Source organism: Actinocorallia longicatena (genome assembly GCF_039534125.1).
GTDB lineage: Bacteria > Actinomycetota > Actinomycetes > Streptosporangiales > Streptosporangiaceae > Actinocorallia > Actinocorallia longicatena.
Map to the genome: position 1 here is coordinate 352822 of NZ_BAAAUV010000006.1, position 25307 is coordinate 378128.

Below are 25307 nucleotides of genomic sequence, written 5' to 3' on the forward strand. Positions count from 1 at the left end.
AAGATCGGCGGGGGCGGAATTAGGGTGGGGGGCATGGCCTTCATCGATCCGCTGATCAGCGACTACCTTCTGGCCCACTCGACCGCGGCCGACGACGTGCTGCGTGATCTCGCCGAGGAGACGCACGCCCATCTGCCCGGCGAGTCCGGGATGCAGATCTCGCACGACGAGGGCGAGTTCCTCACGATGCTCGTCCAGCTCGTCGAGCCGAAGCTGGCCGTCGAGGTCGGGGTGTTCACCGGCTACTCCTCGATCTGCATCGCCCGCGGGCTGCCCGCCGGGGGCCGGCTGCTGGCCCTGGACGTCAGCGACGAGTGGACCTCGGTCGCGCGCCGCTACTGGAAGCGCGCGGGCGTCGAGGACCGGATCGAGCTGCGGCTCGGCCCGGCCGCCGACAGCCTGCGGGCCATGCCCGAGGACGAGCCGGTCGACTTCGCCTTCATCGACGCCGACAAGACCGGCTACCCCGTCTACTACGAGGAGCTGCTGAAGCGGCTGCGGCCCGGCGGCATCCTGGCGCTCGACAACGTCCTGCGCGACGGGCGGGTCGTCGACCCCGACGCCCGCGACGCGGCCGACCTCGCCATCAAGGACCTCAACGACGCCATCACCGCCGACACCCGGGTGACGTCGGTGATGCTGCCGCTGCGTGACGGCGTCACGATCGTCAGGAAGAGGTGAGCACCCGGTAGCGGTAGCCGCCCACGATCTCGAAGCCCTCGCCGAGGTAGAGGTCGCGGGCGGCGGCGTTCTCCTCCGTGACGCACAGATAGGCGTGCGAGGAGCCGAGCCTGCGCCCGTCGGCGAGCAGGGTCCGCAGCACCCGCCGGGCCAGGCCGCGGCGGCGCGCCTCGGGGCGGACGGCCATGCAGTAGACGCCGAGCATCCCGTCCTGCGGGACCGAGCGGCCGACCGCGACACCGCCGGTGCCGCAGTACCGCGCCGCGACCCCGGTGAGGATCCGCTCCGCGGCCGGGAGCTGGTCGGCGTAGCGGCCGTCGACCGACCACCACACGTCCATCCATCCGGGTGAGGGCCGTTCGGTGATCGGCAGCCCCTCCCCCGGCGCCTCGACCGGCCCGGACGCCAGATCCCGGGTCATCAGCAAGGTCGGGTCGGCCAGGGCGTAGCCGCGCTCCTCGAGCAGCGCGTCCAGGCCCGGGTCGCTCAGCTGGAAGACCACGGGCATCCCGCGCTCGCGGTACAGACGCTCGATCTCGGCGAGCTCGCCGGGCCCGGTCTCCGCCGGCCCGGTCCGCACCGCCGAGTTGGCCCGCTTGGTGACGCCCCCGGCGAAGCGGACCTTCCAGTCTCCGACGTGCACCGACTCGAAGCTCGGCCAGGCCTCGTCGACCAGGGCGTCGAAGTTCATCCCGGGAGCCTACCGCTCCTCGTGATCATGTCCGGAGTGCCCGGTGCGCGCCCCGGCCAGCCACGGGCCGAGCAGCGCGTCGGTGTCGACGCCGGCCTCGCGCAGCGTCGTGAGCGCGTCGGGCAAGGCGGGCCGCGGCAGCGGCGGCTCCGGGACGGCCGTAACGACCGGCGTCCGCGGCCCGAACCGGCCCATCAGCCAGAACACCACGGCGGCGACGGCGAGCACGGCCAGGAAGACGACCGGAAGCATCATCAGGTCGGACGGCTGGGAGGTGCCCTCGCTCATCCGGTCCTCAGCTGGCTCGGCACCATCGCGCTCAGCGGGCCCTGCTCGGCCTCGCGGTCGAGCACGTCGACGAGGACGTCACGCATGCCCGAGAGCCCGGAGACCAGCCGGTTGTGGGTGCGGGCCAGGTCGCCGAGGCGCTGCCGCACCTCGCGGTCGAGGCTCTCCGACACCCGCTGCTCCAGGTCGACCGCGCGCTGCCGCGCCTCGGCGAGGATCGTGTCGGCGTCGGCCCTGGCCTGCCGCTTCAGCTCCTCGGCCTCGACCGCGATCCGGTCGGCGATCTCCCGGGCCGCCAGGACGGTCCGCTCGGCCTGCTCGGCCGCCTCGGCACCGCGCTGTCCCGCGCTCTCGGCGGCCATCCGCAGCATCCGGGCGACGGCGCCCTCCCCGTTCGGCGAGGAGGTGAGGACGCGGACCTCTCCTGATCCGCCCGACTGCTCGTGCAGTTCCCTGCGGACCTCCTTCAGGAACGCGTCGACCTCGCGGCGCGAGTACCCGAACATCCGGATCCCGAACTCTGCCTGATCTTCCATGCCGCGCACGCTAATGATCAATCGGTGACGTGCCCCGCTGACACCCGCGTTCTTTGCCGATCCCGGAAGGTACCGGGTGGCGGCCCGGCAAAGGCCATAGGATTTCTGGAACCTCCCGTCCCCGCCACCCGTCACTGGAAATATGCCGACCACCAGGCTCTACCAGGCCGTACTCCGAGATCCCGGCCCCACCCTGGCCAAGCGGCTGCGGCGTTCCGTCAGCACCTGGCTGACGGGGCTCGGTTTCCCCGAGATCCCGATCAGCCCCCACGTGGAGTCCGCCGCGGAGGGGCCGGGCGGCGTGCCGTTGCGCGCCTCGCTGAACGCGCGCAACGGCTGCGGCCGTTTCGTGCTCGAGGACGGCTCGCTCCGGACCAGGGTCACCTACGCCCAGTCCGTCGAGCACCAGACCGGCTGGGTCGTGATCACCGTCGAGCAGTACGCGGGCGAGCCGATCGAGGCCTACGCGCCGGGCTTCGTGCCGGGTTACCTCGCCACCGAGCGGGTCACCGACGGGGGCGTCCAGGTGACGGGCGCCGCGGAGGAACACGACGAGGACGGCGTCGTCTACCTGGTGGGCGAGCTCGCCGAGCACCGCCGCCGGGTGCCGATCGTGGTCGTCGCGGCCGACTCCAAGAACGGCCCCGCCGCCCGGTCCAACGCCGAGCACCTCGCCGCGCGGGTCGCGGGGGTCGCCCAGGTCGTGTGGCTGTCGGACCTGCGGGCCCAGGACCGCTTCAACGAGAGCGTCGGCGGGGACTGCGCGGTCTACGGCGGCGGGATCCGCACCTACCTGACCGGGCTGAAGCCGGGCGCGGAGACCTATCCGGACCGGCACCGGGTGATGGGCGGCCGGATGCTGCGCGACGACGGGGTGCGGGCGCTCGACCGGGCGGCCGGCTACGTGATCGGAGAGACGGCTCCGCTGAAACTCCCCGACGAGCTCCGCGAGGCCCACCGGCTGGTCGGCCGGATCGTGCAGGGCGAGGAGCGCCCCGAGGCGCTGGCCGCGGCGGCACGGCCCCGGCCGGTCCGGTCGGCCCATGTCGACCAGGATCTGTATCTGAAGATGATGGCGATGGCCGAGCGGCGGACCCAGGTTCCGGAACCCCGGCAGGCCGATCCGCTACCGCCCGAGCCGGAGATGCCGGTCATGCGGATCACGATGCCGGAGCCGCCGCCCGTCCCGGTGCTTCCGGCGATCGACCTCGACGAGCTGGCCAAGTCCGTCGCGGACCGGGTCGCCGACCGGCTGGCGGGGCTCGCCGAGACGGTCGCGGGAACGGTCGTGGCCGGGGTCCACGGCGAGCTGGAGAGCACGCTCGACCTCATCAGCGGGGATCCGCAGGAGCTGTCCCGGCAGATGAGCACGATGACGAGCCACATCGCCTCGCTGAGCCGGGCGCTGGAGGAGGCGCGCGAGGACCGCAGGCGCGCGGTCTACCGGCGCGAGGAGGCCGAGTCGGAGACCGAGCGGCTCGAGGACGAGGTGGAGCGGCTGCGGGCGGCGCACGTGGCGCTGGAACGCGACCTCGCGGAGGCCACCACGCGGGAGCGGCGGCTCGCCGAGCAGGTCAGGCAGCTCGCGACGGAAGCGGCACGGTCCGCGGCGCCGGCGGAGGTCGTGGCCGAGGAGCCGTTCGCGCCCAGGAACCTCGTCGACGCGCTGCACCACGCGGCCGAGAGCCTGGAGCACGTCAGGATCGGCGACACGATGCACGAGGCGGGCCTGCTCGACCTCGGCCATCCGGAGCTGTGCAAGGTCTGGGCGGGCAAGACCTGGGACGCGCTGCTGGCCCTGGACGACTACGCCCGGGCGCGCTCGGCCGGTGAGTTCCACGGCGGCTTCCGCGACTGGTGCCTGTCGGCCAGCGGCGGGCGCCGCGTCATCTCCACCGCGCTGCTGGCGATGAAGGAGTCCGACTCGGTGGCGGGACGCGACAAGTTCGCCCAGCCGCGCACCTTCCCGGTGCCGGTCGAGGTCGACCCGGCGGGGCGGCTCTTCATGCCCGCCCACATCAAGCTTCGCAAGACGGGCACGCCCGCGCCGCGCATCCACTTCCACGACGACGCGGGCGGCCCCACCGGCAGGATCTGGATCGGCTACGTAGGCGATCACCTGCCCAACACACGGACCAACTAGGATCCGCCTAGGCGGTTCGCTGCTCCGGGACCAGCTGGTCCGAGATCATCTTGGACGTCACCGCGGTGACCCCGAAGGTTGAGCAGGACGGGCAGGCCGGAGCGACCCAGGGCGGCATGGCGGCCATCCCGTCGGTCCACCAGCTCACCGCGTCGCGTCCGTGACCTCCCTCGGAGTGCCTCGCCTCGCAGACGCTCTCCCAGGAGTGGGCGCAGGTGCGGCAGGCGTAGGACCACGCCTCGACCCGCACGACGATCGTCGTCATCTCATGAACCCTTCATCGGCTTGTCTTCCGGTTCCCTGGCGTGAGCGGGAGCGCTCAGGGTCGGCAGACGCAGATGCGGGTGAGGAGAACGGCTCCGGGCGTGATGGACGCCGGGCCGGTCCGGTGCCGCCTCGGCACGGGCCGGGCGATCCGGAACGCCAGCAGGACCAGCGCCACCACGGCGAACAGGGCAGCGGGCGTGAGCGGCCTCTTGAGAGGCTTGGCTCCCGGCACGGCGAACGGCGTCTCCTCCCTCGGCACGGCGGGAACATCCTGGGCGCCGTCCGCGAGGACGACGACCGAGGCCTCTGTCCGCACCTCGCCGGAAGCGGGCATTCCCGGTCCCAGCTGCAGGAGCAGCCCGACGATCACAACCAGCATCAGGGCTGGTCGGTGAAGCCGCCGGATACGCACATCTCGATAGGTACCCCACTCAGAGTAATGAGAGAACTACCCAGAGCTACATAGTTTGCTTTCGCGTAGATTGATCCACTGTGAAGCCCACCCCAGACCAGCTGAAGGCCGCGCAGGACACGGTCATCCCCGATCTCCTGCCCGCCCCCGGAGCCCCGCTGCTGGTGCTGTTCTGCGGCATCAACCCCGGGCTGTACTCGGGGGCGACCGGACACCACTTCGCGCGTCCGGGAAACCGGTTCTGGCCCGCGCTGGAGCTGTCGGGCTTCACCGAGCGGCGGCTCGACCCCTCCGAACAGGGGCTGCTGCCGTCCTACGGGCTGGGGATCACCAATCTCGCCGCCAGGACCACGGCCAAGGCCGACGAGCTGACCCCCGAGGAACTGGCGGAGGGCGGGAGGCGGCTGGTCGCCCTGGTGGAGGAGTACCGGCCGCGCTGGCTCGCCGTCGCCGGGGTCACCGCCTACCGAACGGCGTTCGGTAGGCGTAAGGCCGCGATCGGCCCCCAGGACGACACCATCGGCACCACCCTCGTCTGGGTCCTCCCGAACCCGAGCGGCCTCAACGCGGGATGGAACCTCGAGCGGATCGCGGCGGAGTTCGCCCGGCTGCGGGCGAGCTCACTGGACGATCAGCTGTCGGGCCAGTAGGCGGCGAAGAGTCCGTCGTCGCGGGCCACCGACCAGCCGTGGTCGCGCAGGTGGGCCAGGACGTCGTTGGCGTGCTCCCCCGGCAGGCGCTCCAGGCCGGTGCGCCAGTCGCGGTCGACCGTGCCGAAGCGCTCCCGGAAACCGGCGTCGACCCAGGGTCCGCGGACCGTCGGGACGGGGCGCCACAGGGTCTCGCCGTAGCAGGGGTGCTCGTCGAGGTCGAACGGCTGGTCGTCGGCGGGCCGGACGGCCTTCCAGAGGTCCTGGGTGGAACGGGCGCGCAGGAACTGCTCGTCGACGTCCTCGTGGGCGCGGCAGACGAGCTGCACGTAGTAGTCGAGGCAGCGGCGCCGGTCGTCGACGTCGAGGCCGAGATCGCGGGCCTCACCGTAGGTGCGGGCGGTGAAGGCCGCCTCGACGCTCCGCACCCCGTCGAGCGCCTCGTCGTAGGGCATGAGGTGCAGATCGTCGCCGTGCACGCCGATCGCCAGTTCCGAGACGAACGGCAGACCGCCCGTCTCCCTGACCCCGCCCACCTGGTAGTCGCTCTTGTCCCCGGGGAACAGCGGCTCGCCGAGGTAGAGCCCGGTGAGCCGGCCCGCGCCCCGGGGCCTGGCCAGACGGCGCGGCGGACGGGGCAGCAGCGCGTCGGGATGACCGCAGCTGTAGACGGTGACATGGGCGCCGACGGCGTAGAACGCCAGGCCCCAGCCGCGGCTCAGCCAGGTGTCGATGGTCGTCAGGAAGTGGACCCGCCCGGACGGGCTGCTCAGCCGGGCCTCGCGCCAGGCCTCCAGCACCAGCCGCCGCGCCTCCAGCTCCGCCAGCGCGGGCACCGGGCGCACCGGATCGGGCCGGACGGCGACCGGCGGGTTCATCAGCACGGCCGGCTTCGCGGGCTCGACCGGCGGCCGGACCGGCACCTGGTCCACCGGTGGCGGCACCGGCTGCTTCACCAGGATGACCGGCGGTTCCAGGACGGCGGTCAAGGCTCTCCCCCGAAGGATCGACGGCTACTACTCGCCATTCTGTTCTATCGCATGGATGTTCGGTCGCGCTACTTCTCGCGCCACATCCGCAACGCCTCGTCCACGAAGTCGCCGCGCTCGGGCAGGGCTTCGAGGGGGAACCACTCGGCCCTGTCGGTGCTGCCGCCCACCTCGTAGACGAGCTCTCCGCCGGTCAGCCGCAGCTCGTAGAGGATCCGCAGGGTCTGGTGGTCGACGACTTCGCCGTCCCACTCCCGGCGCGGGTTGTGCAGCGAGCCGACCCCGACCAGGCGGACGACCTCACCGGTGTAGCCGCTCTCCTCGGTGAGCTCGCGCAGGACCGCGTCCTCGGGGTGCTCGCCGTGGTCCATTCCGCCGCCCGGCAGGATCCAGATCGGCTCGCGCCCCCCGATGAACCGCGACAGCAGCAGCTTCCCGTCCTCGACGAGGATGCCGTAGCAGCCGACCCTGAGTTGCTTTCTGATCTCATCGGTCACCCGGTCAGCCTTTCACAAGGCGGACTTTCCGTCGGTCCGCGGTGGCGCAGGCGGCGACGGCGACCGCGATCCAGGCGGCGAGGCAGACGGCGGTCGCGGTCTCGAAGAAGCGGGTGCCGAGGTCCTCGGTGAGGCGCGGCGCGACCCGTTCGCCCGGGTCGACGGTCACCCGGATCTCGCTGCCGACCTCGTGCTCCGCCGTGTCGTCGTAGGTGCCCTTGAGCAGGGTTCCGGCGGGGTCGGCGAGCTTGTAGCGGTAGAGGCAGCCGGACTCGGTCTCCAGGCAGGAGGAGGAGACGACGCGGCCGGTCGTCGCCTCGCCGTAGGTGCGCAGGTACCAGTCGCCCGGCACGGCATAGGAGGTGCCGATGAGCGCGAGCGCGAACGGGAAGGCGGTCCACGCGGGCCAGGTGCGGCGCTCGTCCTCGCCGCGGTCGGTGGCCAGGCACAGCTGGAAGGGCAGCCAGCCGATCCACGCCATGAACGGCGCGGCGACCAGCCACGACCAGGAGTGGGTCAGCGCGAGCGTCACGCCGGAGCAGATCCAGGCGAGGACGAGCGAGAGCGTCAGCAGGGCGGCCCGCGCCCAGCGGCCACGGGGAAGGAATCGGGTCACCCGCCGACCGTAGGAAGGGCGGCGGGCGGGCGGCCAGGGACCGGGGTCCCGGCCCGGCCCGGCCGGGACCCGGGCCCGGACGGGCCGGTACCGGACGGGTCAGAACCAGACGCGGTTGAGCCTCTGCGAACCCGACGGGGTCTCGAAACCGGCGGCGCGGGCCGAGGTCGCGGTCCGGCTCGTGCGGTCGGACAGGAAGAACCAGTCCATCCGGGTGCGCTCGCGGCGGACGTCCAGGACCCCGTAGCCGTGCGAGTCGAGCTCCGCCCAGCGGACGTGCCGGTTGGTGGCGGACAGCAGCCCCTCGGCGGCGACCGAGACGGTGCGCGCCGGGACCTTGAGGATGTCGTCGATGTTGTCGCTGGTCACGGACGGGACGACGAACTCGGTCGCGACGGACGGCGAGAACGGATAGGTCGCCGCGTCGAGCGGGACCTCGTTGCTCCAGCTCGTGTGGATGTCCCCGGTGAGGAAGACGACATTGGTGATCTTGTTGTCGTGCAGGTGGTTCAGCAGTTCCTTGCGGTCGGCCGAGTAGCCGTCCCACTGGTCGCCGTTGATCGGGTAGCCGCCCTCGGGAATGCCGAGGAGCTGGCCGAGCGGGCCGAGGACCCGGGTGGCGAGCGCGCCGACCGCGACCGGGCTGACCATCACCGAGTTGCCGACGAGCCGCCAGCGGGTCTCGCTCTCCGAGAGCTTCTCCTTGAGCCAGGCCATCTGGGCGTCGCCGGTGATGGTGCGGGCCGGGTCGTCGTTGGCGACGCCGCTGGTCTGCTCCGAGCGGTAGCTGCGCAGGTCGAGCAGGACGAGGTCGGTCAGGCGGCCGAAGCGGAGCGTCCGGTAGAGCAGGTCGCCCGCGGCGAAGCGGACGGGCATCCACTCGTGGTAGGCCTGCCGGGAGGCGGCCTTGCGGGCGGCGAACGGGCCCTCGGTGGCCGGGTCGTGGTTCTGCGCGCCGTCGGACCACATGTCGTTGGCGATCTCGTGGTCGTCCCAGACGATCATCCACGGGTAGGCGGCGTGCAGGGCCTGGAGGTCGGGATCGGTCTTGTAGGCGGCGTGCCGCTGCCGGTAGTCGGCCAGCGTGATCGTCTCGTTCGCCGGGAGGTTCTGGCGGACGATCTTGCCGCCCGCGCTGAAGTCGCCCGCCTTGTACTCGTAGGTGTAGTCGCCCAGGTGGATGACGCCGAACAGGTCCGTGCGCGCGGCGAGGTGCCGGTAGGCGCCGAAGTAGCCCGCCTCCCAGTTCGCGCAGGAGACCACGCCGAACTTGAGCCCCGCGACGTCGGCGCCGGACGCGGGGGCCGTGCGCGTCCGGCCGACCGGCGAGGACGCCCCGTCGAGCAGGAACCGGTAGTAGTAGGCGGTGTCGGGGGCGAGCGTCGCGACATCGACCTTGACGGTGTGGTCGCTGCCCGGGCCGGTCGAGACCGTGCCGTGCGCGACGATCGCCGTGAAGTCCGCGTCGGTCGCGACCTGCCAGTCCACCGGCACAGAGGGGCCGTTGCCCGAGCCGGGGAGCGACTCGGGAGTGGGGGTCACGCGCGTCCACAGGATGACGGCGTGGGGAAGCGGGTCGCCCGAGGCGATCCCGTGCTGGAAGGAGGGGGTGGGGGCGGCGTGCGCGGCGCCGGGCAGAAGGGCGGCCGCCGCGACTCCGGCGCCGCCGAGCTTCAGCGCGTCACGCCTGTTGAATGTCGTCACAAATGCCGAAGGTATTTCGCCTTCGGCCCCCGACGACAGAAGAGTCCGCATAAGGCCATCGAGAGTTCACCGCTGTAACGCCGGGACGCCGCCGGCGGTCACCGGTGGCGTCCCTGTCCTGTTCACCCGGGAGGGTGCCGGAACCTAGCCGTTCGGGACCGTGTCCACGAACGTGGTGCCCGCCGAGCGGTAGGAGGCGATCTCCGCCGCCACCTGGGCCGGGGTCAGCACCTGGTCCTTGACGTGCAGGACGTAGTCGACCTTCTGGTCGTAGGCGCGCGGGCTGCTGCCCGGCTGGCCGTTCAGGTCGATCAGCCACTGGTTGAAGTTGATCGACATCGGGGCCTCGGGCAGGTAGGCCGAGGAGTGGGTGCCGAAGAGCTGGCCGTCGATGTAGTAGGTGATGGCCGAGCCGTCGATGGTCAGCACCAGGTCGTGCCAGCCGGCGTAGGACTGGCGGCCCTCGGTGTGCTGGTTGACCGCGTTCCACGGGTCGGGGTTGTAGGTCTCCCACGATGTCGCGTACATGATGTTCGACGGCTCGCCCCAGCCGCCGTTGGGCAGGTACTCGAAGTCGTACTCGGCGTAGTCGTCGGCCATCGGGGCCTTCAGGGCGTTGATGGTGAAGAAGGTCTGCACCAGGTGGTCGCCGTCGGGTCCCGACTTGGGGGCGTCGGAGAAGAAGACCCGGGAGGCGTAGGTGCCGTTCTTGAACTTGAGGGCCTTGGTGAGGACCTCGGTGTGCTTGGTGGACTCGCCGGTGCCCGCGGTCGAGGTCTCCAGGTTCATGATCGAGTTGCCGTTGGCGGTGGCGAAGGTGACGTTCTGCGGGGCCCAGGTCGCGCCGGGGACGCCGGGACCGCCCGCGTTCGACCGGACGCTCCAGCCGTGCGCGTCGATGGCCGGGTCGCTGTAGGTGGAGTAGTTGAAGTCGTCGAACAGCGTCGCCCCCGTTACGGGCGGCGTCGTCGGCGGCGTGGTGGGCGGGGTGGTCGGCGGCGTGGTGGGCGGGGTCGTCGGGTCGTTGCCCGCCGGGGCGGTGCCCCACACGACCGCGCCGTTCACCGTGGCGGTGACCTTGTTCCAGGCGGCGTAGGAGGTCTGGGCGCCGTTGAAGGAGTAGTCGTCGGACTGGGTGAGGGTCTGCCAGTTCGAGCGGTAGAAGCGCAGTTGCATGTCACCGGTGTCGGTGCCGGGGGCCAGGCTTCCGGCACCGGGGCCGAAGCCGACTTCCAGGTAGCGGTCGGCGGTGGCGGTCGGGCTGGAGAGCGTCCCGAACGCGCCGGTGACGTTGGAGCAGGATTTGACCGCCCAGGAGCAGGCGTAGACGTAGGAGGAGCCCGCGTCGGCCTTGAAGTAGTAGCGGATCTTCACCTGGCTGAGAGCGACGGGGACGTTGCCGGTGTTGACGACCTTGAACCAGGGCTCGGCCTGGTCGGCGGTGGCTCCGGTCGCGCTGGTGCGGTACTGCACGGTCAGCGCCTCACCCGCGGCATGGGCGGGCAGGGCGATCATGGCGGCGTAGCCGAGGCCGACGGCGGCGGTCACCGCGCCCGCGAAACGCAGCCGGTTGGTGCTGGGACGGGACTTCATGGGGGTCCTTTCCAAGAACCGAATCTTACCAGTGGTAATTTTCGGAAGGGGCGCACACAAGGTGACATGCCCCGAGAACCCCTGTCGATAGGGGGATCCAGCGCTTTTACGGGGACAGCGCATTGACCATTGGTCAAACCTTCGGCGTCCACATCTGAGACATTTTGTTACCACTGGTCACTACGCCGCGTGGGACTGACGACACGCCAGGGATTGCTGGAAAAGCCTGGAACACCTGGGAACTTCAGGTACTGTCTGCGCCATGCCGGACTCCCCCGACCTGCTGGAACAGCGCATCTCCGACCTGAGGTCCGACGTGCGCCGCGCCGTGGCCGACGGCGACCGGATGCGGGCCAGGGAGCTGCGGGCCGAACTCCGCCGCACCGAGCAGGCCTGGGACGCGGCCGTCATGGCCCCCGCGGTTCCCGAGCAGGCCCGTGTCATCCCGGTGCGCGACCAGGTACACCACGCGCTGACGCTGCTGGGCGTCCCGGCCGCGCCCAAACTGATCCTCTCGGTGCACGAGGCGTTCTTCACCGGGGAACTGGCCTCCAGCCAGCTCACCAGCCTGCGCAGGGACGAGGAGCGCTCCTTCCGGTCCGCGCCCAACACCCGGCCGTTCTACCTGTGCGCCGCGCTGACCGCCGACCTGCTCGCGCCGGCCCGCGGGCTGCTGACCGTCAGCACCTGGGCGCTGTCCACCCGCGTGGTCGGACCGCTCAGCCCCCGTGTCGACTTCCTGACGGCGGCGCTGCGCGTCACCGAGCAGCTGGAGCGGCTCGACGCCGAGCCCAACGCGGCGGCCAAGCGGCTGCTGTGGCGGTTCGCCGCCGGGATCCCGCGCGCCACGGGACCGCACGGCGCGGTCGAGGTGTCGGGGGTGCGGGCCGCGGCCCATGCCGAGCTCGACGTGCACCTCACCGACGACACCGCCTTCCGCGAACAGGCCGCCGACCGCGCGGCCCGCCAGCTCGACCTGCCCACCCAACTGTTCGGCGCCCGCCTGTCGAGCGCACGTGCCACCGGGACTCACCTATGACGACACCACTCAGCAGCGTCCAGGCGCGGCTCGACCGGCTGCGCGGCGACACCCCGCCGCGCAACCACGACGCCCGTACCATCGCGGCGCTCACCACCAACCCCGGCTGCCTGCGCCGAGGCCTCCTGGACGCCGCCGGGGCCGACAAGGGCGAGATCGCCCGGCACGTCGGCCAGCCGATGATCTTCGGCCAGTCGCAGTTCGCCATCACCCGCGGCAACGTGTTCGAGGCCCAGGTGAAGGCCGACGGCTGCGCGCAGCTCTACGGGCTGCTACGAGACAAGCTCAACCTGCCGGTGCCCGAGGCCTCCTACGACGACCTGGAGTCGGTCGGCGGCAACGACACCCGCGAGGTCCGCTACGCGCGCACCAAGCAGCTCCTGAAGCGGGCCGTCGAGGGCGACGAGGCGGGCACGCTGTTCGACCATCCGCTGCTGCGCCTGGAGGTCGGCGGGCACCTGGTCTACCTCGAGCCCGACGTGATCGCCTTCAAGCTCGAGGGCCGCTTCCACGTGGTCGAGATCAAGTCCTTCCCGGTCATCGACGGGCAGGCCGACGCCGAGCAGGTCGCCTCCGCGGCCCGCCAGGCGGCCGTCTACGTGCTGGCGCTGCGCCGGATGCTCAGCGAGCTCGGCGCCGCGGAGGAGCTCGTCTCGCACGAGGTGGTCCTGGTCTGCCCCGAGAACTTCTCCAACCGGCCCACCGCCACCCTGGTCGACGTGCGGCCGCAGATCAGCGTGATCCGGCGCCAGCTCGTCCGGATGACGCGCATCGAGCAGGTCCTCGACGGCCTGCCCGAGGACATCACCTTCGAGCTGGACGAGCGGCTGCCCGAGGCGCTCGCGGCCGTCGAGGCCCGGTACGCGCCCCACTGCATGTCCTCGTGCGACCTGGCGTTCTACTGCCGCAGCGAGGCTCTGGCCTGCGGTACCACCGACCTTCTCGGCCGGCAGATCCGCGACCAGGTCGGCGGCGTGACGACCGTCGAGGAGACGCTGGAGCTGGCCAGGGGCGAGCGCGAGCCCGCCGAGGGCCAGGAGGAGATCGCCGCCCTGCTCCGCCGGGCCGAGCGCCTGCGCCGCCAGGTGCTCTCATGAGCCTCATGTCCGCGCTGGCGAGGATGGAGGCGCTGACGACCGGCAGGGCCCAGCCGCTGGCCACCCGGCGGCACTTCCGGCTCGCCGGGGAACCGCTCGTGATCGTCCCGCTGAAGATGGCGGGCGAGGCGGCCGCCCCGCTCGCCGCGCTGGTCGGGACCTCCCGGCGGGAGCCGCAGCTGATCTTCGCTCCGCAGCCGCGCAACCGCGATCTGCGGTTCGCCTTCTTCGGCGACCTCGCCAAGGCCGTGCTCGGTGAGATCGCCGCCAGGCAGGTCGGCGTCGAGAGCGTGGAGCGCAAGAACGACGACCCCTTCCAGCGCTTCCTCGACGCCCCCCAGCTGCTGGTCCCGAACCGTCCCGGCATGGAGTTCCTGCGGCTGCTGGGCCGCTCGACCCGGTTCCGGCAGACCGGCGGCGAGTGGCCGGTGCCCGAGGCCGTGCCGCTGCTCGGCCGCTGGCTGACCTGGTTCTCCGACCGTTCGGAGTATCCGGGCTCCAGCGTCCTGTGCGCGATGACCGACCTGCTGTCGACGCACTGGGCGACCGGCCAGAGCGCCCTGGAGGACGGCAACCTGGCCGCGCTGCTCGGCTGGATCGACCCGCCGCCCGGCCGGACGGGCCCGCAGGCCGCCAAGGACGCCGAGGACCCGCTGGTCCAGCCGCCCGCCGGCCCCTCCACCGACCCCTCCTTCGACAACGAGGTGCTCGCCCCGCTGATCGCCTCCTACGACCAGTCTCAGGAGGGCCCCGGGCGCGACCACGCCGCCGACCGGATCCGCAAGGCGATCCTGTCCCAGGTGGAGCCCACGTGGGAGCTGATGTGGCAGGGCATCGATCTGCTGCGGGCGCTGCCCGAGGCGGGGAGCGTCACGGCCAGGTTCGAGGGCGACCGCACGTCGTTCTCCCTGTTCGAGGCCTCGATGGAGGAGGGGGTGCCGCAGGCCCGCAAGGACAGCGCCGTCGCCGCCGCGCGCCGGCTGGCCTCGCTGGAGGGGCAGGCCTCCCGGTACGCCGTCCAGCGCGCCCTCGACGATCCGCTGATCATGGCCGAGCACCGGCTGTCCGGCGAGGCGTTCGCCGGGGACGTCGTGTGGGCCGATCCCGACCACGTCAACGAGAAGGACCGGCCGCGCCCGCTGCTGCGGATCTCCACCACCGACGCGCTCCGCGCCGAGCCGGGCGCGGTCCTGCACAACGCCGCGCGCAAGCAGAAGGCGATCGTCCGCGAGATCGGCGCCGACGGCGTGCTCGTCGAGCTCCAGGACGGCATGGGCCGGGCCAAGAAGCCCGCCCTCGGCACGGTCCCCGAGCTCGGCGAGGCCGTCTGCTTCACCACCTTCGCCGACGAGTTCCGGCCGGGCTCGACCCTCCCGGACGCCGACGAGACCCCCTGGACCCACGGTGGCCCGCCCGAGCCCTACGAGGCACCGGCCGAGGTCGTGACCGAGGAGATGTCCGCGCAGATCATCGAGGTCCCCGCCCCCGCCAAGGAGCTCCCGTGAGTGTGCTCAGGCTCCCCGGACGAAGCCCGGGAGCGCTCGCCGACGCCGTCGTCACGGCCGTCCTGGACGACCTGACCAGCGGAAGGCACCGCGGCGTGGTGGTCGACTCGCCTCCCGGTGCCGGGAAGTCGACCCTGGTCGTCAAGGCCGCGCTGCACCTGACCGGTGCGGGCGAGCGGCTGATGATCGTCGCCCAGACCAACGAGCAGGTCGACGACCTGATCGAACGGCTGTCGGTGAAGGCGCCGCAGCTCGTGGTGGGACGGCTTTCGGCGGCCGACTACAAGGCCTCCGACCGGGTGCGGCTGCCGAACGTCCTCATCAACTCCAAGGCCGACGCGCTGTCCGAGGCGCCGATCGTCATCGCCACGTCGGCGAAGTGGGCGACCCTGTCCGACGGCACCTGGACCTGGGCGATCGTCGACGAGGCCTACCAGATGCGCTCGGACGCCCTGCTGCGCATCGCCCGCCGGTTCGAACGGGCCCTGTTCGTCGGCGACCCCGGCCAGCTCGACCCGTTCTCGACGGTCGACGCCGAGCGCTGGGCGGGCCAGTCCTGGGATCCGACCCAGTCGGCGGTCTCGGTGCTGCTCGCGCACAATCCCGAGCTGCCCGTCCACCGGCTCCCGGTCTCCTGGCGGCTGCCCCCCTCGGCCGCCCCCGTCGTCTCCGACGCCTTCTACCCCTACACCGGGTTCCGGGCGGGCACCGAACACGGAGACCGGCTGCTCCACTACGGCGCGACCGGTATGAGCGTCCACGACCAGGCCCTCGACATCGCCGCGGCCTCGGGCTGGGCGCTGTACGAGCTGCCGTCCCGGCACACCATCCGCACCGACGGCGAGGCCGTCGAGGCCACCGCGGCGCTGGCCGTGCGGGTACTCCAGCGCGGCGCGATCGCCACCGACGGCGGCGAGGAGAAGGCGGTCACCGCCGACCGCATCGCCGTCGGCGCCGCCCACCGCGACCAGGTCGCCGCCATCAAGCAGCTCCTGCGCGGCACCGACATCACCGTCGACACCGCCAACCGCCTCCAGGGGCGCGAGTACGACGTCACGGTCGTGCTGCACCCGCTGTCGGGCCGCCGCGACGCCACCGAGTTCCACCTCCAGGCGGGCCGCCTGTGCGTCCTGGCCTCCCGGCACCGCCACGCCTGCCTGGTCGTCGCCCGCGCGGGCATCCCCGAGCTCCTGGACGCCCATCCCTCCACCGGGCCCGTCCACCTCGGCGTGCCGGTCAAGTTCCCCGACGGCTGGGAGGCCAACCAGTCCGTGCTGGCCCACCTGGAGAACTACAAGGTCACCGCCTGACGCGCCGGGTGACGGGCAGCATGACCCGGACCGCCCGGTCGCGGACCGGGATGACGGCGCGCAGGATCTCGGCGCCGAGGATGACGCCCGCGCCCAGCGCCAGCGCGGTCGAGACGGCCTCGACGAGGGTGAGGACGCCCGATCCCGGATGGTCGGTGGTGATCTCCAGCAGGGCCCGGTACATGAGCGTGCCCGGCATGAGCGGGGTCAGGCACGGGAGGACGGCGACCAGCGGCGGGACGTCGCGGGCGCGGGCGTAGCCGGTGCCCACGATGCCGAGGCCGACGGTCGCGACGAGGGTCGCGGCGGCCGCCGGGAGCTTCAGGTGCAGGAGGTTCACGAACAGGATCCAGGCGGCCATCCCACCGAGGGTCGCGCTGACCAGCCAGGTCCGCGGGGCCATCACGTAGACGGCGAACGCCGCGGAGATGACGCCGGCCGCCATCAGCGGGGCGGGGCTGGTCTTGATCTGGGCGTAGGGCAGGTTGTTCAGGGAGATGGCGACGCCCAGCCGGTTGCCGAGGTAGATCGTGAAACCGACGCCCGCGAGGATGGCGGCGATGATGAACATGGTCTCGACCAGGCGGACCGTGCCGGTCATGTAGTCACCGGCGATGCCGTCCTGGAGGCTGGCGACGAGGGCGCGTCCCGGGATCAGGGCGATCACGACGCCGACGACCACCGAGCCGGAACTGACCGGGGAGTCCGCGGCGACGAGCAGCACCGCCATCAGCGCGCCGATCGCCGCCGCCACGGCCACCTGGAAGAACTCCGCGACGCCCCGGCGGCCCAGCCAGGCGCCCGTGCGGTCACCGCACAGGGTCGCGGCGAACGCGGCGGCGGCCGCCCAGGCTCCCCCGCCGACCAGGATCGCGCCCGCCCCGCCGATCATGGCGAGGGCCCCGTGCAGCAGCCAGCTCGGGTAGGGCGCCGGCGCACTGATGATCTTGCGAAGCCGCTCGCTGGCGCCGTCGAGGGGCAGCCGCCCCGACTCCGCGTCGCCGATCAGGCGCTGGAGCGCGACGAGCCGGGTGAAGTTGGCGCTGCGGCGGCGGACCATCCGCTCGCCGGTGACCGGCTGGCGGCCCAGGCCCGGAAGGTAGGAGACGGAGATGGCGGCGAGTGTGACGTTCGCCTCGATCCGGGGCAGCCCGTACACCTGGCCCAGGTGGATGATCGCCCGCTCGACGCGTTCGGCGGACTCCCCGCCCGCCAGCATCAGCTCCCCGACCCGGAGCGTCAGTTCCATGGCCAGATAGGACGTGACGTCCTCGGTCTTCTCGTGCAAGCCCCCGCCTCCCAGGCGAGAGATTAGGCCGCGGCGGAACGGCCGCGGCTCCGCCCGTCCCCGTTTGGGCGAGTCTTTGCGGAGCCGCACGTCAGGGAGTTGCTGGTAGCGTTCCGGTGCGCGCGGCGAAGCGAAGTCCGGTGTGAGACCGGCGCTGTCCCGCAACTGTGACGCTCCCCCCGGGGCGAAGCCAGGTCGCCTTCCCCCGCGCCGACGACAGCCCTCGACGGAGGGGCGGGCCGTCCCGGTTGCGGACGCGCGCGCCTCCGCCACCACCCCGGAGGTAGTTCCATGCGATCCGCCCGCGTCCTCGGCGCGTCCCTGCTCATCGGCGCGCTCACCCTGACCGCCTGCGGCGGCGCGGAAGAGGGCGCCCGGCCCGCCGAGTCCACCCCGTCGGGGCCGCAGCGCATCGTCTCGCTGTCCTCCACCGCCACCGAGATGCTCTTCGCGATCGGCGCGGGGAAGCAGGTCGTCGCGGTCGACGAGTACTCGACCTTCCCGGCCGAGGCGCCCAAGACCAAGCTGTCGGGCTTCAAGCCCAACGCCGAGGCCATCATCGGCTACAAGCCCGACCTGGTCGTCCTCTCCGGTGACATGGACGGCATCGTCGCCGCCCTCGGCAAGGTGAAGATCCCGGTGCGGATCGAGGCGCCCGCCGCGAAGATCGAGGACTCCTACGCCCAGCTCGCCGACCTCGGCTCGGCCACCGGCCACTCGGTCGAGGCCGCCGAGGTGGCGAAGAAGATGCGCGAGCGGATCGACGCGGCCGTCGCCGCGGCGCCGAAGAAGCAGGGCGTGACCTACTTCCACGAGCTGACCACCGACCTCGACACCGTCTCGGCGAAGTCGTTCCTCGGCCAGGTCTACGCGCTGTTCGGGCTGACCAACATCGCCGACGCCGCCGACAAGCAGGGAACCGGCTACACCAGGCTGTCGTCCGAGGCCGTCGTCAAGGCCGACCCGAAGCTGATCTTCCTCGGCGACTCGGTGGGCGCGGCCCAGTCCCCCGCGACGGTAGCGAAGCGTCCCGGCTGGGCGGGCCTGACGGCCGTCAGGGACGACGGAGTGATCGCGCTCGACGACGACCTCGCCTCCCGCTGGGGCCCGCGCCTGCCCGAGCTGGTCGAGACCGTCTCGGCCGCGGTGAAGCGCGCCGGATGACCCCTGCCGTGGTGGTCTCGACGAAGCGGGAACGGTGAGGCGCGGCCTGCCCGTCACCCTCGCCCTGCTTGTGGCGTCGGTGCTGGGCGGGCTGCTCGTCGGCGCGGTGCCCCTCCCGGCCGGCGGGGTGCTGCGGGCGCTCGCCGGGCTGCCGTCGGGGCTGGCCCCGATCGACCGGAACCTGCTGTTCGAGCTGCGGCTGCCGCGCGTGCTGATGGGCGCGGCCGTCGGCGGGCTGCTGGCCGTCGCGGGCGCCGGCTACCAGGGAGTCCTGCGCAATCCGCTGGCCGATCCGTACCTGCTCGGCGCCGCCGCCGGAGCCGGGCTCGGCGCGACGGTCGTGATCGTCTACGCGCCGGTCGGCCCCGACCTCGGCATCCCGCTCGCGGCGTTCGCGGGGGCGCTGTGCGGGGTGCTGCTCGCCTACGGTCTCGGCCGCTCGGCGGGCTCGGGCCCCGCGACGCTGGTGCTGGCCGGGGTCGCGGTCTCCTCGTTCCTGGCGGCGGTGCAGACCTTCGTGCAGCAGGCGGGCGTCGCCGAGCTGCAGCGGGTCTACTCCTGGATCCTCGGCGGGCTCGGCGGCGCCTCCTGGCACACGCTGCTGGTCATGCTGCCGTACGCGGCCGTCTCGGTGACGGTGCTGCTGCTGCACGGACGCCTCCTGGACGTCCTCAGCGTGGGCGACGAGGAGTCGGCCGCGCTCGGGGTGAACGCGGCACGGGTCCGGCTGATCGTGCTGGCGGCCGCGTCCCTCGCGACGGCGTCGGCGGTGGCCGCCAGCGGGCTGATCGGGTTCGTCGGCATCGTGGTCCCGCATCTGGTGCGCAGGCTCGCGGGCGGCTCCTACCGGATCGTGCTGCCGCTGTCGTTCCTCGGCGGCGCGGCCTTCCTGGTGCTGGCCGATCTCGTCGCCCGGACGGTCGTCAGCCCGGGAGAGCTGCCCCTCGGCGTGGTGACGGCCTTCGTCGGGGCGCCCTTCTTCGTCCTGGTGCTCCGCTCGACCAGGAAGGCCGCCGAGTGATCACCACTGCGGGCCTGGAGGTCGTCAGAGACGGCCGAGCGATCCTCCACGACCTCGATCTGGCGGTCCCCGCGGGGAGCTGGGTCGCGGTCATCGGGCCCAACGGCGCGGGCAAGTCCACCCTGCTGAAGGCGCTGACCGGGCTGCTGCCCGCCACCGGGAAGGTCGTCCTCGACGGCCGGGAGCGGCTGACCCCACGGGAGCGGGCCCGGCTCGTCGCCTACGCGCCGCAGAACCCGGCGCTGCCCGAGGAACTGACCGTCCGGCAGTACGCGCTGCTCGGCCGCTCCCCCTACATCCCCTACCTGGGCCGCGAGGGCCGCCGCGACCGCGAGGTCGTCGACTCGGTGCTGGACCGGCTGTCCCTGACCCCCTTCGCCGGGCGGCGGCTCGGCCGGATGTCGGGCGGCGAGCGCCAGCGCGTCGTGCTGGCCAGGGCGCTGGCCCAGCAGGCGCCGATCCTGCTGCTCGACGAGCCGACGACCGCCCTCGACCTCGGCCACCAGCAGCAGGTCCTCGAGCTCCTCGACGGGCTGCGCCGCGCCGACGGCCTGACGGTCGTCACGACCCTGCACGACCTCACCGTCGCCGGCCAGTACGCCGACTCCCTCGTCCTGCTCTCCGGCGGCCGGATCGCCGCCCATGGGCCGCCCGCGGAGGTCCTCACCGCCGAACTGGTCTCCGTCCACTTCGGCGCCCGCGTCTCCGTCACCGGCGGACCCGGCGGACGCCCCCTTCTCGCCCTGGAGCGCCCATGAACCCCGAAGAGACGCTGAGGCTGGAGACCGTCCACCGCGTCGAGGACGGCCTGCGGCTGCCCGCGCTGCTCTGGCGGCCGGGACCGCGCCGGATGATCTCCTCGGGGCTCGTGGGCGGCGGCATCGGCGAGGCCGCGTGGGTCCTCAACGCCCAGGTGCCCGGCGGCTACTCCCGGATGGACCCGGTCGAGCACCTGGCGGAGCTGGCGGAGCGGTTCGGCCTGTCCGGGCGCGGTGCCGGGCTGCTGACGGCCGCCGACGTCGGGGCGGTCAGCCGGGGCGAGGACGGCGGGGCCGAGGCCGCCGCCACGGTCGGGCTGCGCGTCCCCACCTGGGCCGCAGCGCCCGCCGGGGCGGCCGATCCCGAGCTCGCCCCCGAGCGGCTGGACGCCTGGCGGCCCGGAACGATCAACATCGTGGTGTCGGTCCCGGTCGCGCTCACCGACGCGGCCCTGGTCAACGCCGTCGTCACCGTGACCGAGGCCAAGACCCAGGCACTGCTGGAGGCGGGCTACGACTGTTCCGGCACCGCCAGCGACGCCGTGTGCGTCGCCGCGGCGCCCGGCGGGCCGCCGGAACCCTTCGCCGGACCCCGTTCGCTCTGGGGCGCGAGGATCGCCCGCGCCGTCCACGCGGCGGTCCTCGCGGGTGCGCGCGACTACACCTCGCGGCTGCGCACGATCCGTTAGTCTCGCTATCTCGCCACACGGTGCAGAACGTGACAGGTGAGTTAAAGTCACCAGAAGAGGATCAAGAACGACGCCCAGAGGAGCGCGATGACGATCGCCCTGGTGGTGCTGTGCATGGCGGTCGGGGCTCTGGAACTGTACGCGGGACGCCAGGCGAAGAATCAGACGCAGGCGTTCGTCGATCGGGTCGATGAACTGCGCGCCCAGGTACGGCACCAGAACCGGACCCTCGAGGTGACCGGCCAGCAGATCTCCGACGAGCTCAGCGAGGTCCGCCAGCAGGTCCTGCCCGGCATCGACTACCGCGTCCGCCAGCACGGCGGCCGGATCGACGAGCTGGCCTCGCTGCTGCACCGCACCGAGGAGTACATCCGCGCGCAGGCCATCCGCCTGCACGAGCTGGAGAAGCAGCGCGACGCCCTCGCCGAGCTGCGCGGGCGCCTCGCCGACATGGAGAACACCCCGGCGCCCGTCCCGGTCGTGGCGGGCGCGCTGATGGCGGGCGACAACCGGATGGACGCCGCCCTCACCCGGATCACCGAGCTCGAGCACCACCGCACCCAGGTCCTCGACCTCCAGCGCGATCTGTCGCAGGCGCTGGAGGAGGTCGAGGGCGTGGTCACGGACCTGCTCACCTACACCTCGGGGGAACTGGACCGCGCCATCACCACCTCGCTGGACGTCCCGGCGGAGCCGCAGACGACCGTCGCGGGGAGCCTGATGTCGGCCGACCCCGCGCTGCGGGAGGTCCTCGCCGACGTCTACGAGCGGTGCGTGGTCGGCAGCGGCCTCGAGGTGCAGTTCAAGCACTCCGACGACGCCCTCACCCGCTACTACCTGACCGGACGGGTCCTGGAGGAGCTGGGCGGCGGGTACACGGCGCTGCTCATCTCGCTGACGATGGACGTCGGCTCCGCCGGGCTGCGGCGGCGGCTGCCGAGCGACGAGGCGTCGGTGAAGGCGCTGCTGCGGGCGGTCTACGAGTCCGACGGCGCGGTCGCCCAGATCGGGCCGCTGGTGGTCGTCAGGACCCGCGAGCCGGTCCACGGGATGCACATGGTCGGGGCGGTCCTCACCCACGTGCAGAGCCTGGAGTTCGAGCAGATGGGGCTGCTGCGCGACCCGGCGGCGGTCGCGGCGCGGCTGAGCGGGCTACCGGCCCATCAGTTCTGGGACCTGACGGCCTGGGCGGGCCGGCCGCCCTCCGGCGGATAGGCCTGCACCAGCACGCCCGCCCCGTTGATCCCCACGAGCAGCCGGGTGACGGGGCGGCCGGTCGCCGGATCGATCTCCACTCCGAGGCCGACCCCGGTCTCGGAGTCGAGGAAGACCACGTCCTGGACGTGCTTGGCCGCCCGGACGGCCGGACCCGCGGAGTCGGCGTCGGCGGGGTCGTAGAGGGTCTCGTACACGAGCCTGCGGGCGTAACCGGCCAGGGTGCCCGCGTCCACGACCCTGCTGCCGATCGCGGCGGTCGGCCCGGCGATGGCGATCCCGATGATGCGCCCCTGGTCGCCCCGGACGAAGATCTCCCGCTCGGGCTGCCGGTCGACGGGACGCTTCTGGAGCTGGATCCCGAAACCGGTGCCGTTGACGAAGACGGGGACACGGAGCGTCACGGGACGGTCGGAGACCCTGACGGCGCCGATCGAGGTGCTCCGGCCGGGCAGGAAGACCTCGATTCCCTTGACCAGCAGTTTCCAGACCGCCTTTCCCGCCAGTTCGGCGCGGAAGGCCTCATCGCCCGCCGATCGTCCGGATCCGAGCCCGCCGGCAGACACATGCCCCATGGTCACCATCGTGCTGTCCGAGGGCCGTTCCGCACAAGAGTTTCGTGACCATGGACGGAACCGGAATAAGCTTCCGGGCATCAAACCCCCCTAAAGCACCGGCGATTGGTTCACTCCTTGCACTCCCTCCCCTTCCGCCTCGTTCTCGGGACGCTGCTGGCCGCCTCCCTCACCGCGTGCGGCGGGACGTCCGGGAAGCCGGAGGCCGGACCCCTGCCCGAGGAGAGCGTCCCGGAGACGGGCGACGGCAACGGGAACGGCGGGATGGGCGGGGTCCCCGGCAACTACCTGGCGGGATCCGACGCGCTGGTCTGCACCGACCGGCCGCGCGACGTCGAGGTCGCCCGGGGAAGGGCGCCCGCCTGGGCCGATCTTCGGGGCGTCACCTGGGAGCGTTCGGGGCAGCGGGTGATCGTCGCCTTCCAGCTGGCCGTCAAGGTGCCGCGGAGCGGCCCCGCGACCTTCACCGCCTCCTTCGGGGCCGGTGGGAGGCGCACGACCGCCAGAATGGCCCTGGAGGGCCGCGCCTGGACGGTCACCGCCGGCGGAAAGAAGATCGACGCCGTGGTCCAGGCGGTCGTCCGGGACCTGGTCGTGGAGCTGCCCCTCGACCTGGGCGGCATCGACCTCGGCAGGCGGGTCACCGTCTCCGCCGCCACCGAGGGCGGCTCCGGCGACCCGGCCTCCACCGACCCGGCCTTCACCGACCCAGCCTTCACCGACCCGGCCTGCCCGAAGGGCCTCGACTGGAAGCCCTGAGCCCTGGGCGTACTAGGCCTTGGCGCCTCTGACCTGGAGTTTCTCAAGCAGGGCGACGGTGGCCTCGGTGACGGCGGCGACGGCCTCGTCGAAGGCCTCGGCGTTGTGCGGGGCCGGCTGGCGGAACCCGGAGACCTTCCGGACGTACTGGAGCGCGGCGGCGGCCATGTCCTCCTCCGTGGCGTCCTCGGTGAAGGGCGGGCGCAATGTCTTAATGCTTCTGCACATACCTCCATCATCGGGCATCCTGTCTTTCCCCGCGTCAAGGACAGGCCTAGGTTGGAGGGTGATGATCGAGCTGCCGCAGCCTCAGAGGATCGCCGACTGGTTCCGGCCGGAGCGTCCGGGCCCGTTGATCGGTCCGCATGTCCTCCAGACGGGGCACGGCAGGATCAGGGCCGACCGGCCGGACGCGCCGCGGGCCGTCCTGGTCGAGACGGGCGGCGACAACTTCGATCTGAGCGGTGATCCGTCCGCCTTCCGTCCCGGTGGGCCGCTGCGCGGGATCTTCCGGGCCGACCAGGCGTTCGAGGCCGTCCTGCGGGATCACAGCACCGAGCTGCACCGCTGGCCGCGGGTGATCTACGAGCTCCAGGCTCCGGCCCGCGACGTGGTGCCGGTCGAGGCCGAGGTGCGGCGGCTGGTCCCGGCCGACGCCCGCGCCCTGGACGCCCTGTCGCCCGAAACCCACTGGATCACCGAGACCTGGGCGGGGCCGCCGGGCGCCGCGGCGGGCGGGCTCGCGTTCGGCGCCTTCGTCGACGGGGCCCTTGCCTCGGTGGCGATCCCGTTCTACGTGGGCGAGCGTTACGAGGACATCGGCGTGATCACCGAGGAGCCGCACCGGGCCCGCGGCCTCAGCGCGGCCTGCGCGAACGCCGTGGTCAAGGACGTCCTGAGCCGGGGCAGGCGGCCCACCTGGTCGACCAGCCCCGACAACATCGCCAGCCGCAGGGTCGCGGCCAAGCTCGGGTTCCGCTTCGTCCGGTCCGACCTGCTCTACCTGGTCGGCCGCTCGATCTGAGAGCCGCCGGGCCCCCGCTCGAGCAGGCAGATCGCGGCGGCCGCGTCGTCGTGGCGCTTGTGGCGCGGCCAGCGCAGGCCGTCGGGGTCGCTGTTCTCCGCCTCGCGGGTGCGGCGGATCAGCTCGGCGGGGCCGTCGTCGGTGAGGACCTTCATCAGGTCCTGCCAGCCGATCTGGTGGAACTTGTCGGCCAGCCGGGTCGCCCCGTCGGTGAGCAGCGCCGCCCGGCGCAGCAGGCCCGGCGGGAGGGCTCCGGTCATGGCGCGGGCGGCGGCCCGCGGATCGGCCGCGGCGTAGGTCCTGGCGTTGGGGTTGGAGACGACCTCGACGCTGCCGTTGGTGTCGAGGAGCAGGGTCGAGTCGGCCAGGACCAGGTAGTCGACCCCCTCGGCGCGCTCACGCAGAGCCACGACGGTCGCGGCGGGCGTGGCCGGGTGGCCCAGGTCGCAGGTGCCGCGATGTCTGCCGGCGACGGTGGCGATGGCGTCGGAGAGCAGCCCGCGCAGCTGGTTGCCCCGGTCGGGCACGGCCGGGGGCGCGTCGAGCAGCCTGCCGATCAGCTCGACGCCGAGGCTTCTGGCGTACCAGGCGGTCCCGTGCCGGCAGCCGAGGTCGGTCCCCGGCGGCAGGCTGCAGCCGTCCAGGAGGACCACGGCGCCGTCCGCCGCGATCACGAAGTCCTCGTTGGGCCAGTCCCGATCCGGTACCGGCTCCATGGCGAAGCTCACCCGCATGCCAGCCCCCTTCCCGGAGTATTGGGACGCTTCTTGCGGGCGAGAAGTTCCACCGGGTTTCC

Annotated in this window: 28 protein-coding genes; 14 read left to right on the top strand and 14 right to left on the bottom strand. The window is 72.5% G+C overall.

The features are described from left to right. Positions 1-33 precede the first annotated feature (33 nt). The gene (locus ABD785_RS15080) at positions 34-681 is read left to right on the top strand and encodes an O-methyltransferase (RefSeq protein WP_344828213.1); all 648 of its coding nucleotides are present in this window, start codon (positions 34-36) and stop codon (positions 679-681) included. On the opposite strand, the gene ABD785_RS15085 is transcribed toward ABD785_RS15080, so the two are convergent. Genes ABD785_RS15085 through ABD785_RS15095 form a run of 3 tightly spaced genes read right to left on the bottom strand, consistent with a single transcriptional unit; the run spans position 668 to position 2196 of the window. Beyond that, entirely contained in the window at positions 668-1372 is a 705-nt protein-coding gene (locus ABD785_RS15085; protein ID WP_344828216.1) for a GNAT family N-acetyltransferase, read from the bottom strand. The genes ABD785_RS15080 and ABD785_RS15085 overlap by 14 nt on opposite strands. Positions 1373-1381: 9 nt before the next feature. Then, positions 1382-1660, bottom strand: a complete 279-nt coding sequence (locus tag ABD785_RS15090) for a hypothetical protein (RefSeq protein WP_344828218.1) — start codon at positions 1658-1660, stop codon at positions 1382-1384. Further along, positions 1657-2196 carry a DivIVA domain-containing protein gene (locus ABD785_RS15095; protein ID WP_344828221.1) on the bottom strand — a complete coding sequence of 180 codons (540 nt, stop codon included), beginning with the start codon at positions 2194-2196 and terminating at the stop codon, positions 1657-1659. Before ABD785_RS15095 ends, ABD785_RS15090 begins: the two co-directional genes overlap by 4 nt. A gap of 142 nt (positions 2197-2338) precedes the next feature. Between ABD785_RS15095 and ABD785_RS15100 the strand changes: the two genes are divergently transcribed. Continuing rightward, positions 2339-4339, top strand: coding sequence for a hypothetical protein (locus ABD785_RS15100; RefSeq protein ID WP_344828223.1), 2001 nt, complete (start codon positions 2339-2341; stop codon positions 4337-4339). A gap of 7 nt (positions 4340-4346) precedes the next feature. Here the strand turns inward: ABD785_RS15100 and ABD785_RS15105 are convergent, their stop codons facing one another. Together ABD785_RS15105 and ABD785_RS15110 are read right to left on the bottom strand one after the other, a co-directional pair. Then, positions 4347-4604, bottom strand: a complete 258-nt coding sequence (locus ABD785_RS15105; RefSeq protein WP_344828226.1) for a hypothetical protein — start codon at positions 4602-4604, stop codon at positions 4347-4349. 54 nt (positions 4605-4658) lie between these two features. After that, positions 4659-4985 carry a hypothetical protein gene (locus ABD785_RS15110; protein WP_344828229.1) on the bottom strand — a complete coding sequence of 109 codons (327 nt, stop codon included), beginning with the start codon at positions 4983-4985 and terminating at the stop codon, positions 4659-4661. A gap of 113 nt (positions 4986-5098) precedes the next feature. On the opposite strand from ABD785_RS15110, the gene mug reads away from it, so the two are divergent. Next, positions 5099-5668: a G/U mismatch-specific DNA glycosylase gene (mug, locus tag ABD785_RS15115; protein WP_344828232.1), complete on the top strand. Its 570-nt coding sequence runs from the start codon at positions 5099-5101 to the stop codon at positions 5666-5668. On the opposite strand, the gene ABD785_RS15120 is transcribed toward mug, so the two are convergent. The 5 genes from ABD785_RS15120 to ABD785_RS15140 all read right to left on the bottom strand — a co-directional run bounded on the left by ABD785_RS15120 (position 5650) and on the right by ABD785_RS15140 (position 11067). Continuing rightward, on the bottom strand, positions 5650-6657 hold the full coding sequence (locus ABD785_RS15120) for a hypothetical protein (protein WP_344828235.1): 1008 nt from the start codon (positions 6655-6657) through the stop codon (positions 5650-5652). The two genes, mug and ABD785_RS15120, sit on opposite strands and share 19 nt — an antisense overlap. A gap of 68 nt (positions 6658-6725) precedes the next feature. Next, positions 6726-7154, bottom strand: coding sequence for an NUDIX hydrolase (locus tag ABD785_RS15125; RefSeq protein WP_344828238.1), 429 nt, complete (start codon positions 7152-7154; stop codon positions 6726-6728). Between the two features lie 4 nt (positions 7155-7158). Beyond that, positions 7159-7770 carry a hypothetical protein gene (locus ABD785_RS15130; RefSeq protein ID WP_344828241.1) on the bottom strand — a complete coding sequence of 204 codons (612 nt, stop codon included), beginning with the start codon at positions 7768-7770 and terminating at the stop codon, positions 7159-7161. Positions 7771-7869: 99 nt separating this feature from the next. Continuing rightward, complete coding sequence (locus ABD785_RS15135) at positions 7870-9474, bottom strand: alkaline phosphatase D family protein (RefSeq protein WP_344828244.1); 1605 nt, start codon at positions 9472-9474, stop codon at positions 7870-7872. 144 nt (positions 9475-9618) lie between these two features. Then, positions 9619-11067 carry a cellulose binding domain-containing protein gene (locus ABD785_RS15140; protein WP_344828247.1) on the bottom strand — a complete coding sequence of 483 codons (1449 nt, stop codon included), beginning with the start codon at positions 11065-11067 and terminating at the stop codon, positions 9619-9621. 262 nt (positions 11068-11329) lie between these two features. On the opposite strand from ABD785_RS15140, the gene ABD785_RS15145 reads away from it, so the two are divergent. The 4 genes from ABD785_RS15145 to ABD785_RS15160 are packed head-to-tail and all read left to right on the top strand — an operon-like array spanning position 11330 to position 16018. Continuing rightward, on the top strand, positions 11330-12106 hold the full coding sequence (locus tag ABD785_RS15145; RefSeq protein WP_344828250.1) for a hypothetical protein: 777 nt from the start codon (positions 11330-11332) through the stop codon (positions 12104-12106). Beyond that, the gene (locus ABD785_RS15150; RefSeq protein ID WP_344828254.1) at positions 12103-13203 is read left to right on the top strand and encodes a hypothetical protein; all 1101 of its coding nucleotides are present in this window, start codon (positions 12103-12105) and stop codon (positions 13201-13203) included. The genes ABD785_RS15145 and ABD785_RS15150 overlap by 4 nt, the downstream gene beginning before the upstream one ends. Beyond that, positions 13200-14708, top strand: a complete 1509-nt coding sequence (locus ABD785_RS15155) for a hypothetical protein (protein ID WP_344828257.1) — start codon at positions 13200-13202, stop codon at positions 14706-14708. The genes ABD785_RS15150 and ABD785_RS15155 overlap by 4 nt, the downstream gene beginning before the upstream one ends. Beyond that, positions 14705-16018 carry an AAA family ATPase gene (locus ABD785_RS15160; RefSeq protein ID WP_344828260.1) on the top strand — a complete coding sequence of 438 codons (1314 nt, stop codon included), beginning with the start codon at positions 14705-14707 and terminating at the stop codon, positions 16016-16018. The genes ABD785_RS15155 and ABD785_RS15160 overlap by 4 nt, the downstream gene beginning before the upstream one ends. Here ABD785_RS15160 and ABD785_RS15165 read toward each other — a convergent pair. Then, positions 16008-17306, bottom strand: coding sequence for a threonine/serine exporter family protein (locus ABD785_RS15165; RefSeq protein WP_344828263.1), 1299 nt, complete (start codon positions 17304-17306; stop codon positions 16008-16010). The two genes, ABD785_RS15160 and ABD785_RS15165, sit on opposite strands and share 11 nt — an antisense overlap. 291 nt (positions 17307-17597) lie before the next feature. On the opposite strand from ABD785_RS15165, the gene ABD785_RS15170 reads away from it, so the two are divergent. From ABD785_RS15170 to ABD785_RS15190, 5 genes are all read left to right on the top strand, one after another. Further along, positions 17598-18470, top strand: a complete 873-nt coding sequence (locus ABD785_RS15170; RefSeq protein ID WP_344828266.1) for an ABC transporter substrate-binding protein — start codon at positions 17598-17600, stop codon at positions 18468-18470. A 34-nt stretch (positions 18471-18504) separates the two neighbouring features. Beyond that, positions 18505-19491, top strand: coding sequence for a FecCD family ABC transporter permease (locus ABD785_RS15175; RefSeq protein WP_344828269.1), 987 nt, complete (start codon positions 18505-18507; stop codon positions 19489-19491). Further along, a complete protein-coding gene (locus tag ABD785_RS15180) occupies positions 19488-20249 on the top strand; it encodes an ABC transporter ATP-binding protein (RefSeq protein ID WP_344828272.1) in 762 nt (253 codons plus the stop codon). Before ABD785_RS15175 ends, ABD785_RS15180 begins: the two co-directional genes overlap by 4 nt. After that, entirely contained in the window at positions 20246-20938 is a 693-nt protein-coding gene (locus tag ABD785_RS15185) for an adenosylcobinamide amidohydrolase (protein ID WP_344828274.1), read from the top strand. Before ABD785_RS15180 ends, ABD785_RS15185 begins: the two co-directional genes overlap by 4 nt. Before the next feature lie 87 nt (positions 20939-21025). Further along, a complete protein-coding gene (locus ABD785_RS15190; RefSeq protein ID WP_344828276.1) occupies positions 21026-22153 on the top strand; it encodes a hypothetical protein in 1128 nt (375 codons plus the stop codon). Here ABD785_RS15190 and ABD785_RS15195 read toward each other — a convergent pair. After that, positions 22102-22728 carry a hypothetical protein gene (locus ABD785_RS15195; protein ID WP_344828279.1) on the bottom strand — a complete coding sequence of 209 codons (627 nt, stop codon included), beginning with the start codon at positions 22726-22728 and terminating at the stop codon, positions 22102-22104. The genes ABD785_RS15190 and ABD785_RS15195 overlap by 52 nt on opposite strands. 117 nt (positions 22729-22845) lie before the next feature. On the opposite strand from ABD785_RS15195, the gene ABD785_RS15200 reads away from it, so the two are divergent. Then, positions 22846-23487 carry a hypothetical protein gene (locus tag ABD785_RS15200; RefSeq protein ID WP_344828281.1) on the top strand — a complete coding sequence of 214 codons (642 nt, stop codon included), beginning with the start codon at positions 22846-22848 and terminating at the stop codon, positions 23485-23487. A 12-nt stretch (positions 23488-23499) separates the two neighbouring features. Here ABD785_RS15200 and ABD785_RS15205 read toward each other — a convergent pair whose 3' ends face one another. Then, complete coding sequence (locus ABD785_RS15205) at positions 23500-23715, bottom strand: DUF2277 domain-containing protein (RefSeq protein ID WP_344828284.1); 216 nt, start codon at positions 23713-23715, stop codon at positions 23500-23502. Between the two features lie 61 nt (positions 23716-23776). Here ABD785_RS15205 and ABD785_RS15210 point away from each other — a divergent pair, with 61 nt between their 5' ends. Next, positions 23777-24511: a GNAT family N-acetyltransferase gene (locus ABD785_RS15210; protein WP_344828286.1), complete on the top strand. Its 735-nt coding sequence runs from the start codon at positions 23777-23779 to the stop codon at positions 24509-24511. Here the strand turns inward: ABD785_RS15210 and ABD785_RS15215 are convergent. Further along, entirely contained in the window at positions 24487-25245 is a 759-nt protein-coding gene (locus ABD785_RS15215) for a protein phosphatase 2C domain-containing protein (RefSeq protein ID WP_344828288.1), read from the bottom strand. The genes ABD785_RS15210 and ABD785_RS15215 overlap by 25 nt on opposite strands. Positions 25246-25307 lie beyond the last annotated feature (62 nt).